The organism is Vibrio sp. ED004 (genome assembly GCF_023206395.1).
In the GTDB taxonomy this organism is placed as follows: domain Bacteria; phylum Pseudomonadota; class Gammaproteobacteria; order Enterobacterales; family Vibrionaceae; genus Vibrio.
On the sequence record NZ_CP066149.1, the window covers coordinates 2,609,775 to 2,621,904 of the forward strand.

General features: G+C 45.4%; 9 protein-coding genes. 6 read left to right on the plus strand and 3 right to left on the minus strand.

The features are described 5' to 3' along the window. Window positions 1–269 precede the first annotated feature (269 nt). Both recB and recD read left to right on the plus strand, forming a co-directional pair. The gene (gene recB / locus ITG10_RS11710; protein ID WP_017631941.1) at window positions 270–3,944 is read left to right on the plus strand and encodes an exodeoxyribonuclease V subunit beta; all 3,675 of its coding nucleotides are present in this window, start codon (window positions 270–272) and stop codon (window positions 3,942–3,944) included. Next, on the plus strand, window positions 3,944–6,136 hold the full coding sequence (gene recD, locus ITG10_RS11715; protein ID WP_017631940.1) for an exodeoxyribonuclease V subunit alpha: 2,193 nt from the start codon (window positions 3,944–3,946) through the stop codon (window positions 6,134–6,136). Before recB ends, recD begins: the two co-directional genes overlap by 1 nt. A 52-nt stretch (window positions 6,137–6,188) precedes the next feature. Here the strand turns inward: recD and ITG10_RS11720 are convergent, their stop codons facing one another. Both ITG10_RS11720 and argA read right to left on the minus strand, forming a co-directional pair. Beyond that, window positions 6,189–6,380 (minus strand): hypothetical protein, encoded by a 192-nt coding sequence (locus ITG10_RS11720; RefSeq protein WP_008223046.1) that lies wholly within the window; start codon window positions 6,378–6,380, stop codon window positions 6,189–6,191. 282 nt (window positions 6,381–6,662) lie between these two features. After that, on the minus strand, window positions 6,663–8,000 hold the full coding sequence (gene argA / locus ITG10_RS11725; RefSeq protein ID WP_017631938.1) for an amino-acid N-acetyltransferase: 1,338 nt from the start codon (window positions 7,998–8,000) through the stop codon (window positions 6,663–6,665). Window positions 8,001–8,161: 161 nt separating this feature from the next. On the opposite strand from argA, the gene ITG10_RS11730 reads away from it, so the two are divergent. The 4 genes from ITG10_RS11730 to csdE all read left to right on the plus strand — a co-directional run bounded on the left by ITG10_RS11730 (window position 8,162) and on the right by csdE (window position 11,221). After that, window positions 8,162–8,635 carry a DUF2850 domain-containing protein gene (locus ITG10_RS11730; RefSeq protein WP_017631937.1) on the plus strand — a complete coding sequence of 158 codons (474 nt, stop codon included), beginning with the start codon at window positions 8,162–8,164 and terminating at the stop codon, window positions 8,633–8,635. Window positions 8,636–8,716: 81 nt separating this feature from the next. Then, a complete protein-coding gene (mltA, locus tag ITG10_RS11735) occupies window positions 8,717–9,829 on the plus strand; it encodes a murein transglycosylase A (RefSeq protein ID WP_017631936.1) in 1,113 nt (370 codons plus the stop codon). Window positions 9,830–9,942: 113 nt separating this feature from the next. Next, complete coding sequence (gene tcdA, locus ITG10_RS11740; RefSeq protein ID WP_017631935.1) at window positions 9,943–10,752, plus strand: tRNA cyclic N6-threonylcarbamoyladenosine(37) synthase TcdA; 810 nt, start codon at window positions 9,943–9,945, stop codon at window positions 10,750–10,752. A 40-nt stretch (window positions 10,753–10,792) separates the two neighbouring features. Continuing rightward, a complete protein-coding gene (csdE, locus tag ITG10_RS11745) occupies window positions 10,793–11,221 on the plus strand; it encodes a cysteine desulfurase sulfur acceptor subunit CsdE (protein ID WP_017631934.1) in 429 nt (142 codons plus the stop codon). Between the two features lie 153 nt (window positions 11,222–11,374). Here the strand turns inward: csdE and ITG10_RS11750 are convergent, their stop codons facing one another. Next, window positions 11,375–11,854, minus strand: coding sequence for a porin (locus tag ITG10_RS11750; RefSeq protein WP_017631933.1), 480 nt, complete (start codon window positions 11,852–11,854; stop codon window positions 11,375–11,377). Window positions 11,855–12,130: the final 276 nt, after the last annotated feature.

The following is a 12,130-nucleotide window of genomic DNA, read 5'->3' on the forward strand; positions in this document are numbered from 1 at the left end:
TGGCCGCCAGTAAATCATTATTAGTGTAGGGCGTTCGCTGTACGGCCACAGGTCAGAGGGACCATTATTCTGTGGTTCAAAGTAACGCATGAGTATAAAACTCGAATCGCGCTCCTGAACTCGTGGGCGCATAGTAGCGAGGCGATCTGAATTGATCCGTGAGAGAGATCGCACTAACTATTAACAAATCAGCGTAGGACGTAAATTGAATGACGTTTTCCACGCTAGGTCACATTTGTAACAACACATTTATCAGAAGGCAGTAAGGCATGACGACCACAAGCAGTGTTCAGGTAATCGCTCCACAGACACTCGATACCATGACGTTTCCACTTCATGGCGCGCGTTTAATTGAAGCATCGGCGGGTACTGGTAAAACATTCACCATTGCTGGCTTGTACTTACGCCTACTGCTCGGACATGGTACGGCAGCACCACAAGGTGAGCTCGCGGAAGCTACGCGACATCATGAGCCGCTAACCGTAGACCAAATTTTGGTGGTGACCTTTACTGAAGCAGCAACGGCAGAGCTACGTGATCGTATTCGCGCGCGAATCCATGATGCACGCATTGCGTTTGCTCGCGGGCAAAGTGACGACCCAGTAATTGCTCCTTTGTTACAAGCTATCGATGATCATGCTGGCGCGGCGAAAACTCTGCTCAATGCTGAAAGGCAAATGGATGAAGCGGCGGTCTACACCATTCATGGCTTCTGTCAGAGAATGTTGACTCAGAATGCCTTCGAGTCTGGAAGCCGTTTTGATAATGAATTTGTGACCGATGAAAGCCATCTGAAAGCACAAGTGGTTGCCGACTATTGGCGTAAACAGTTTTATCCGTTGCCCATTCAACTTGCAGGTGAGGTGCGAAATATTTGGGGCTCTCCCGCTTCGTTATTGGCTGACGTAAATCGCTATCTGACGGGGTCTCCGCTGAAATTGACGGTAGATGCGATGTCGGGTGACTTGCAAACTCTGCACAATCAAAACTTAGATAAAGTGAAGCAGCTTAAAGCGTTGTGGTGTGAATCCGAAGCGGACTTTTTGGCTCTGATTTCAGGTTCAGATGTGAACAAGCGCAGCTACACCAAGAAGTCTTTGCCTACTTGGTTAGAAGCGGTAACAGCATGGGCACAGAGCGACACTCATGATTACCAGTTTCCAGATAAATTAGAGAAGTTCTCTCAAGCAACCCTAATTGAAAAAACACCAAAAGGCACCGCACCTCAGCATGCCGTTTTCGAAGCGATTGAAGATTTCTTAAATCACCCAGCCGACTTGAAAGCCCCATTGTTGGCGCATGCGATTACTCACTGTCGAACTATGCTAGCCAAGGCGAAACAGCAAAAGCAGTGGCTATCATTTGATGACTTGTTGACCCAGTTATCTGCGTCGATTGATGTCGATGAGCAATCCTTGCTGGTGGAAAGAATTCGCACACTCTACCCAGTTGCGATGATCGATGAATTCCAAGATACCGACCCGCTGCAATACAGTATTTTTAGCCGAATCTATCTCGATAACCCGCAGTGCGGCTTGTTTATGATCGGTGACCCGAAGCAGGCTATTTATGGCTTCCGTGGCGCAGATATCTTTACCTATATCAAGGCGAGAAACCAAGTTAGTGCTCACTACACCTTAGGCACTAACTGGCGTTCAAGTGCCGATATGGTCAGTGCAGTAAACCAAGTGTTTATGAATTCGGACAGTCCGTTTATCTACGACCAAGACATTCCATTTTTGCCTGTTGCTGCGAGTCCATCGGCCGATAAACGGCAATGGGTGATGAACGGAGAAACTCAGCGCGCACTTACCTTTTGGCTGCAAGAGGCTGAAGACAAGCCGTTACCAAAGGGTGAATATCATAAGGCGATGGCTGAGGCGACGGCGAGTCAAATTCAAACCATTCTGACCGCTTCTCAAAACCAGCAAGCTTATTTTGATAACGGCAAAAAACAACATGCCGTGAATGCGGGTGATATTGCTGTCTTGGTTCGAACCGGCAGTGAAGGCCGTCTAATCAAGAACGCTCTGTCTGAACAGGGTATCGCGAGTGTGTATTTGTCGAACCGAGACAGTGTGTTCACCAGCTTAGTCGCACAAGATATTCAACGCCTGCTACAAGCGGTACTGACACCTGAAAATGATCGTGCATTGCGCGCGAGTTTAGCCTCTGAGCTGTTTGCTCTGGATGCGGCATCATTGGATGAACTCAACAACGATGAAGTGGTGTGGGAAAACGTCGTTAACGAATTTCGTGAGTATCGTAAGTTGTGGCTACAGCGTGGCGTGCTGCCAATGCTGCGCAGCGTGATTAGCAAGCGACATCTCGCGGAACGCTTGCTGGAAGAAGAAAATGGTGAGCGCTCACTTACTGATTTGATGCACATAGGCGAATTGCTGCAACAGGCAAGACAAGAGCTTGATAGCGATTATGGCTTGCTGCGCTGGTTAGCAGAAGCGATCTCAGATGCGCAAAATGGTCTAGGCGGCAGTGAAGACGACATTCAACGTCTTGAATCAGAGAGAAACTTGGTTCAAATCGTTACCATTCATAAGTCGAAAGGTTTGGAATATGACTTAGTATTTCTGCCATTTGTCGCGAGTTATCGAGAAGCGAGTGAAGGCAAATTCTACGATCATGATTCAGATACCACAGTACTGGATATTACAGGTAGTGACAGTGCCTTAGCTCAAGCGGATAAAGAGCGATTGGCGGAAGATCTACGCCTGATTTATGTAGCTCTGACTCGTGCAGTTTATGGCTGTTTTATTGGTATGGCGCCACTGCGTAAAGGGCGTTCAACCAAAGAACCGACAGGCGTGCATTTGAGTGCGATGGGCTACTTGGTTCAAAATGGTCAAGAGCAGGGTATTGCCGAATTGCATCAAGCTCTAGCGGCAATTGAAGGCAAAAATTCAAGTGTGCTGTTAGCCGAAACACCAACCGCTCACGAGCAAGTGTTTGTACAAACAGAGCAAGTGAGTGAAGACTTACATGCTAATGAACTCAAGGCTTCAATCGACCGAGCTTGGCGAATCACCAGCTACTCGGGGCTTGTAAAGCAAGGCAGTCACGGTGCGAGTCATGACGCGACTATTGAGGTGTCTGGCTTTGATATTGACTCGGCTGATGAACAGGATGAGTCTGAGTTGATTGAACCTGAACGCTCTATCTTTACGTTCCCACGTGGTGCTCGCCCAGGTACTTTCTTGCACACCTTGTTTGAGGATGTTGAGTTTACCGAGCCAGCAACCAGCGAACATAACACGCAAGTAATTACTCACTTATTAGAGTCTGAACAATACGAACTAGAGTGGCTACCTGTGCTTCAGCAACTGGTCGATACCGTTCTTAACACAGCATTGGATGGCAAGAACTTAAAGCTAAGTGAGAAAGATTCGACGCAACGCTTAGTTGAGATGGAGTTCTTACTACCGATCGAAGTATTGGCCGCATCTGAACTGAATCAAACCATTCAATATCATGATCCATTATCGGCCAAAGCGGGCGACCTAGGTTTCCAAACTGTGCAAGGTATGCTGAAAGGCTTCATCGATTTAGTGTTCGAGCATCAAGGTAAATACTATGTACTTGACTGGAAATCGAATCATTTAGGTGATGATGTTGCCGTCTACCATGGTGAGGCATTGAAATCGGCGATGGCCGACCACCGTTATGACCTGCAATATCAAATTTATGCATTGGCGCTGCACCGTTTCTTACGTAGTCGTGTTGCGAATTACAGCTATGAACAACATTTTGGTGGTGTTTATTACTTGTTCTTGCGAGGCATGGACGGCCAATCTCAGCAGGGCATTTTCTCGGCTAAACCAACACTGGCGTTACTTGATGAAATGGATCAATTGATTGACGGTAAAGTGATAGACAGACGTTCAGCACAACTGAATGACGATGAAACTGGACAGATGGGGCTTTTATAATGACAACAACGACCATTAATACCAGCATAGAAGCTGCGAACACGGTGAAGCCCGTTTCACTTATTCCTGAGCAACTTATGGATGTACTCAAGTTTCTTGCGGATAAGGGTTCGATTCGTCAGTTGGATTATCAATTTGCCCGTTTTATTGCTCAGCAATCCACGAGTCACTCTCAAGAGATCGGCTTTCTCGCTGGGGTAGTAAGCCATGAATTAGGCAAAGGGCACATTTGTACTCAGCTTATACAAGCTCAAACAGCAGATTTAGCTCAGTTACTCGGTTTTTACGGTGAAACGGCACTGCAATTGAACCAAAAATTGTTAGGCATTGACTGGGTGACGGTACTTCAATCGTCAAACCTAGTAGGCACAACCAATGACTGTGTTAAGCCGCTGATGTTTGATGGACAGCGTGTCTACTTACAGCGTTATTGGAACTACGAGGTGGTACTGGCAAACACGTTAAACCGTTTAAGTAAGCCAGTTGAGTTTAATGTTGAACAGAAGAAGGCGCTGACAGAAACGCTCAATCAGCTCTTTGCTCGCAGTTATCATTTTCTGTTTAACGCTTTAGCGAAGGCTGAAGCAAACCAACAAACGTCTCAGGTATTACGCCAACAGCTGGTGTGTGATCATCTTGATATTGTCGATGAGCAATCTTTGAATTGGGGTGCAATTGACCAAGCAATTGTTCAAGCCAAGCAAGTGATCGATTTAGATGTACTGGATAGCCTAGTGCCCTTATCTGTTTGCTTGAATTGGCAAAAAGTAGCGGCAGCGGTGGCGTTAAGTCGTCGCTTCGCAGTGATTTCTGGTGGGCCGGGTACCGGTAAAACGACCACGGTAACCAAATTACTGTCGGCGATGGTCGAGCAATCACTAAGCCAAGGCAAAACACCAACGATTAAGCTAGTTGCACCAACAGGTAAAGCGGCGGCACGTTTAACAGAATCGATTGGTAAAGCGATTGAGCAACTGCCTTTAGAGCCTGAAGTAAAAGACAACATACCAACGGAATCGAGCACCTTACACAGATTACTCGGCGCGATTCCTAATCGAGCGGAATTTAGACACAACCGACGTAATCCACTTCACCTTGATATCTTGGTGGTGGATGAGGCATCGATGGTTGATTTGTCGATGATGTATAAGCTGGTGGATGCACTTCCTGAACACGCAAGGCTTATCTTGTTGGGAGATAAAGACCAACTGGCTTCCGTTGAAGCTGGCGCGGTGTTGGGTGATATCTGCTCGTTTAATTCAACAGGCTACAGCACAGCGCAAGGTAACTTGATTGCGGAGATGACAGGCTTTGATGCGATAGCTAAACCCAGACAGGCCAAAGCAGGATCGGCTAATCCTCCTGCGATTGCAGATAGCTTGTGTATGCTGCAGAAGAGTTACCGTTTTGATGCGCGTTCAGGTATCGGACAGTTGGCAAAAGCGATCAATAACGGCTCTGCTAATCAGGTCGATCAAGTGTTTGCGAAAGGGTTTAAGGATATCGAAAATCATCCCTTGTCGAGTGACAGCTATAACTTGATGCTGCGTACTTTAGTCAATGAGTATGGTGCGTATCTCAATAGAATGAATGTACCGTTAGAAGAATTGGAAACTCAAGAAGCGAGAGCGAAATCGGTGCTCGACTTGTTCAGCCAGTGTCGATTGCTGTGCTCCATTCGTGAAGGTGACTTTGGTGTTAAAGGCCTCAACCACAGAATCGAAAGGGCGCTTGCCGCAAGACGTTTAGTGAATCCGCACAATGATGAATTGTGGTATCACGGGCGACCAGTAATGGTAACGCGCAATGATCATGGCTTGGGCTTATACAATGGTGATATTGGTATCTGTATGCTTGAATCGGATTCAAGCCAACCTGATTCTGCACCTCGTTTGAAGGTTTATTTTGAGTTGCCAGATGGCAGCGTGAAAGCGGTGCTACCAAGCCGAGTGCCTGATCATGAAACCGCCTATGCGATGACGATACACAAATCTCAAGGTAGTGAATTTGATCTGACCTTGATGATCTTACCGCCTGATTTCAGCCCAATTCTAACGCGAGAGCTTATCTATACGGGTATTACGCGTGCCAAGAAACGACTGATGATGTTCAGTGATACGAATGTATTGAAGCGTGGTATTAAGGTAAAAACAGAGCGAGTCAGTGGTTTAGGAAGTCGCTTAACTAGCTAAAGGTGATTGGGGTACATGTACAAAGCAACCATCCCTGGTTGCTTTGAGCGTGCTAGGAATCAGTGCCTAAAAACGCTCGAGTAAACGATATGTGGTTTATTTTGTATTTTGCTTGGCAATTCAAAATAAACTCTTTTAGATTCTCGCTCACAGGGAACACGCAGTGTACGTCTAGCCCTTCTAAGAATTGGTTATCAGCCATATCCCAAAAACTTTGCAGCGAGTTACAAACAATGGTTCTCATATCAATGTTGCTCTTTTTGCTGTTTATACTAACGGCAGAGCTACTGCTAGCGTGCTGACCGTTAACGGGTATAGCAATCCGTGCAGTTACCATCTCAATAAGTTCGATGTGACTATCGAGATGGCAATTCCTATAAAAACATTTGTTAATATTATTAAAGCGCTTAAATTCTATACAATAATTCGTGTGAGTGAAAGTGCATACTTAATAAATCTCATATAGAAAACGATTACATTTGCAATTATTTTTCTTTTGAACTGAGATTTTAGTCCAAAACTTTATTTACACGTTTAACGCTAAGATCTTTGAGTTGCGTTGATAGTTGTATAACCCCTGTTTTTCCATCGGCAACTCATCCACACCGATCTCGTAAAAACCTTGTTCACGGAACCAATGAAGGCTATGTGTCGTTAAGACAAAAATCTGGTCGATATCGCGAGATTTCGACTGGTGACGCATGTAATCCAGCAATAACTGCCCACGGTTTCCATCACGGTAATCTGGGTGGATAGCCACACACGCCATCTCTGCCATATGATCTTCCGGATATGCGTAGAGCGCCGCACAGCCGATAATCAGCCCATCCTTCTCAATAATAGTAAATCGGTGGATCTCCTGTTCTAACTGCTCTCTTGAGCGACGCACGAGAATGCCTTGTTCTTCAAGCGGGCGAATAAGGTCAAAGATGCCGCCAATATCGTCGATCTGAGCTTGTCTTACTTGCTCGGCACTCGCCATAACCACTTGGGTTCCAATACCATCGAAAGAGAAAAGCTCTTGGATCAGTGCACCATCGACTTTGTAGCTGATTAAGTGGCAACGAGGTACGCCAGCACGGCACGCTGAAATGGCACCTTTTAGGAATCGAAGTGTGCCAGTGCTCATGTCTTCGGCTGGGTTTTGAGATTGAGTTAAGCGTTCTAGAATGAGTTTGGCGTCTTTTGGGAAAAGTTCAGCAAGGACATTGCCGTTTTGATCGGTGACCCCTTGCTCAGAGCAAAAACCAATCAGCTTGTCGGCTTTTAAACGAATCGCTACTTGAGTCGCAACCTCTTCAGAAAGTAGGTTAAAGCTTTCGCCTGTTACGGAACTGGCAATAGGCCCAAGCAATACAATAGAGCCTTGGTCGAGTGTACGATTAATCCCTTCAATATCGATTCGACGAATCCGTCCACTGTGGCAGTAATCCGTACCATCATCAACGCCCAATGGCTGAGCGGTAATAAAGTTGCCACTCATCACGTTGAGTTGAGTACCCGCCATAGGTGTGTTGTTTAAGCTCATAGAAAGACGAGCTGTGATAGCAAGTTGTAATTGCCCAGCAGCCTGCATAGCCACACCCAGAGAATATTCATCGGTGACTCTAATATTCTTGTGATAAGGCGTATGACAATCTTGTTTTGCTAACAGTTGGTTGATCTGCGGTCTTGCGCCATGAACAAGCACAATCTTGACTCCAAGGCTGTGGAGTAGGGCAATATCACTAATAATGTTGCCAAAGTTTCTATCGGCAACGGCTTCGCCTCCTAGCATAATTACCATGGTCTTGCCACGGTGAGCATTTACGTAAGGGGTTGATTGTCTGAAACCTTTTACTAGCGCTGTACTTCTTAATTTCACAGAACAAGTCCATTTTGTTTATTTATTCGGTAATTTAGCATTTAAATTCAAATTTAAACAACACCTTTTTGGAATAAAGCGCAAACTATGCTCATCTAGGGTTCATTATATAAACGGTCTCAGTGTAGAATGCGCATAGCATCTTTATGAGTAGTTACCGAATGCAACAAGCTCCAGCAACAAAGAACAAAATCGACGAGATAACCACAGGTCTCTACAGTGAGGCAGAACAACGCAACCAATCTAAGTTTAAGCGTAAGATCATCGAGCGCTGTCTCATGGTTTTGGCACTGGTCGGTTCGTTCGCAGTGGTGTCACTTTTTGGTGATGTGATCACTCGATTGCAAGATTCAGCAACGCCAAATCACTTGCTTTATGGTACTTGGATTGAACAAGATGTTGCGCATTACGCGACGGATGAGTTCGTACTGAATGCTAATGGTGTGTCAGTTCGTGGGTCTGTTGTTTCGACGAGCTTTGACTTTGACGGTCGCTACTTTGAATATAAGGCGGGTGATCAAACGTATCGTTTCCGCATGACCAATTCTGACAATACAGAAATGGTGCTCGATTCTTACAGTCACTATAATCCTGTCTTTCGCCTTAAAGGCCATATCGTTCACTCAGTCCGATAGGTTATCTTACTGTAAACTCTTACAATCTAAGATTGTTTTATCTGACTGTTTTTGTCATCCTCGATGCATAGAATTTTTAGGATGACTCTTGTGATTAAAAAATGGCTTCCCCTTGTTGCCGCCTCTGTACTATTTGGCTGTGCTCAACCTACCGATCTTGCCCAACAACATCTTGATGATGAATTTCCTCGCACCTTAAATAAGGTCGATCAGGTTGAATCCAATAAACCAAGAGACTACACCGCATTCGCTGAACAAGCTGAGATGGTGGTGTCCAAATCCCCTTCGATGGCAAAAATCTATGAGCCGCTTTATAAGCAGCTCAATGAGTGGGCGCTGCAAAGTGGTGATCCAAGCCAACTGGCTAACTTTGGCGTTCAAACTGCTCAACTTGGTGGTGGTGATAAGCAAGGCAATGTTTTGTTCACGGGCTACTTCTCTCCAGTGATGGAATTGCGCCATGAAGCGAATGAAGAGTATCGATTCCCTGTTTATGGGCTTCCTGACTGTGATAAAAATTGTCCAACTCGTGAAGAGATCTACAACGGCGCTCTAGAAGGTCAAGGTCTCGAACTTGGTTACGCTGCTAACCGAATCGACCCATTTATGATGGAAGTGCAAGGCAGTGGCTTTGTGCATTTTGGCGATGATGACACGTTGCAGTATTTCGCTTACGCGGGTAAGAACAATAAGGCTTACGTGAGTATTGGCCGTGTTCTGATCGAACGAGGCTTAGTTCCGCGTGAGAAAATGTCGCTGAAAGCAATCAAAGAGTGGGTATTGGCGAACGAGCCTGAAGTAGTGAAAGAGCTGCTTGAGCAAAACCCTTCTTTCGTATTCTTTAGCGCAAGAGATGATTTATCGGTAATGGGCAGTGCAGGCATTCCACTGTTACCAATGGCCGCAGTTGCGGGTGATCGCTCTATCTTACCGATGGGTACGCCGATTCTTGCTGAAGTACCACTATTAAATGCCGATGGTACTTGGAGTGGCGCACACCAACTAAGACTGTTACTTGTTTTGGATACAGGCGGTGCGGTTAAGCAGAACCACTTAGACCTTTACCATGGCATGGGCCCACGAGCGGGTACTGAAGCGGGTCATTACAAGCATTTTGGTCGTGTGTGGAAACTTGGCTTAGATGGCAGTGCGACTGAAGCACCTTGGGCTTTACCACCTGAAAAGGTCGAGTAAGCGGCAATAAAATAGGGCATTGAAAGCGAATCGCTAATCCCCTAGACTTTTTATTCAAGAGTGCGTATAAAACGCACTCTTTTCTTTTTCTCAGAAATAAATTGGCGGCAACAATGCGTGAATTGACCACTCCAGCTTCAGAAAACTATGACCAACGATTCGGTGGTACTCGTCGCCTATATGGTAATAGTGAAGTCGACATACTTAGAGCGGCACATGTGTGTGTGATCGGTATTGGTGGTGTCGGTTCATGGGCGGTTGAAGCGCTTGCTCGTACTGGTTTAGGTAAGCTAACGTTGATCGATATGGATGATGTGTGTGTGACTAACATCAACCGTCAAATCCACGCAATGTCAGGCACGGTTGGTAAGAGTAAAATCGAAGTGATGGCTGAGCGCGTTAAGCTGATTAACCCTGAGTGTAAAGTTAACCTGATTGACGATTTTATCGGCCCAGACAATCAGGCGGAATACCTGTCGAAAGAGTTCGACTTTGTTCTGGATGCGATCGATAGTATGAAAGCTAAGGCTTCGTTGTTGGCGTATTGCCGTAGTAACAAAATCAAAGTGATCACCACTGGTGGCGCGGGTGGTCAAGTCGACCCGACTCAAATCAAAGTGGCTGATCTGACTAAGACGATTCAAGATCCACTAGCGAAGAAACTGAAAGACACTTTGCGTCGTCACCATAACTTCCCTACAAATCCTGCGCGTAAGTTCGGTATCGACTGTGTGTTCTCGACAGAACAGCTGAAATACCCGCAAGCTGACGGCAGTGTATGTGCTGCGAAAGCGACAGCCGAAGGTCCAAAACGAATGGATTGTGCGACAGGTTTTGGCGCAGCAACGGTAGTAACCGCGACTTTTGGTTTTGTTGCTGTTTCACGTATCGTAGAAAAGATCATTCAAAAGCACAGTAAGTAACACTGACTTTACGCTTACTAAGAATTTACTGGATATAAAAATGACGTCATTCCCAAGTTCTCCATTCGGCCAAGAAATTACCAGTGATGATATTGTCGCAAAAATGCAGACTTTCAGCGGTTGGGAAGACCGTTATCGTCAAGTGATTCAATGGGGTAAGAAGCTGCCAGCAATGCCTGAGGAACTGAAAAGTGAACAGGTTGTGGTGTCTGGTTGTGAAAGCCAAGTGTGGCTAGTTTCCCAGAACATCGACGGTGTTTGGTATTTTTGCGCCGATTCAGATGCACGTATTGTGCGCGGGCTTATTGCGTTAGTGATGGCGGCATATGATGGTAAAACATCAGAGCAAGTTCAAGCGTTCGACATTGATGGCTATTTCGCAGAGATTGGCTTGATTACGCATTTGAGCCCTTCAAGAGGAAATGGACTTAAAGCGATTGTTGAGCAGATCAAGAACCTCTCCGCTTAAGCGTCTATCCGTTTGAGAACTTCTTCCTATTTGAGATCTCCTTCGCTTAAGAACTTCTTCGTACAGATAAGCAAGCGACAGTATTGAAAAGAAACGGTGCCCAGTGGCACCGTTTTTCGTTTTAGCGGATAACTGAATACGTCGAGAGAAGAATTAGAAGTGGAATTCAGCGCTTACCGCGTAGCCATTCTCGATAACTTTTGCTTCGTACATTGTGTATTCAAGAGCAACACGAGCAGGGCCAATCATTACACCCGCACCCACACCGTAGTAAACGTCGTTACTGTCACCTAGGTTACTTTCAAAGTGTCCAATACCCGCACGGCCATAGATGTCAAAGATAGTGATTGGCAAAGAAACTTTCGCGCTAGTCAACCATGCATTCGAGTAAACGTGCTCGAAATCTTTGTGCGTATCGACAAAGTCAGCGTAGCCAGCTTCGATAGAAAGGAGGTCGTTGAATGCGTAACCTAAGTACAAGTTGTATCCGCTATTCTCATCTGTCATATCGATGTTTTCGTTCTCTACTTGGTACTCAGAATACAAGTAGCTTGCGCCAATGTATGGATCTGCTGAAGCTTGTTGAGCGGCAGTTAGCATTACTAGAGGAAGAACGATTGTTTTAAGTTTCATTGTGTTGTCTCTATCTAAAAAATTTGTATTTAAAGTGCTATTCCGTCAGCTCTAGGTCACCCATGATAAATGGCGGTTCTTGTTATTAATGGCGATAGTCAGTTTGTTATCTGCGGTTAACAAGAACGGGGTGCATTGTGTCTTTTTTTAGAAATGACTCATCAATGAAGTCTTAGAAATCGATAAAAACGAATAAGAGGGATATAAAGAAAATATAAAGTTATTTAATATCAGTATTTTATGTTGGTGTGCGTTGATTTGAAAAGAGAGCAGTAT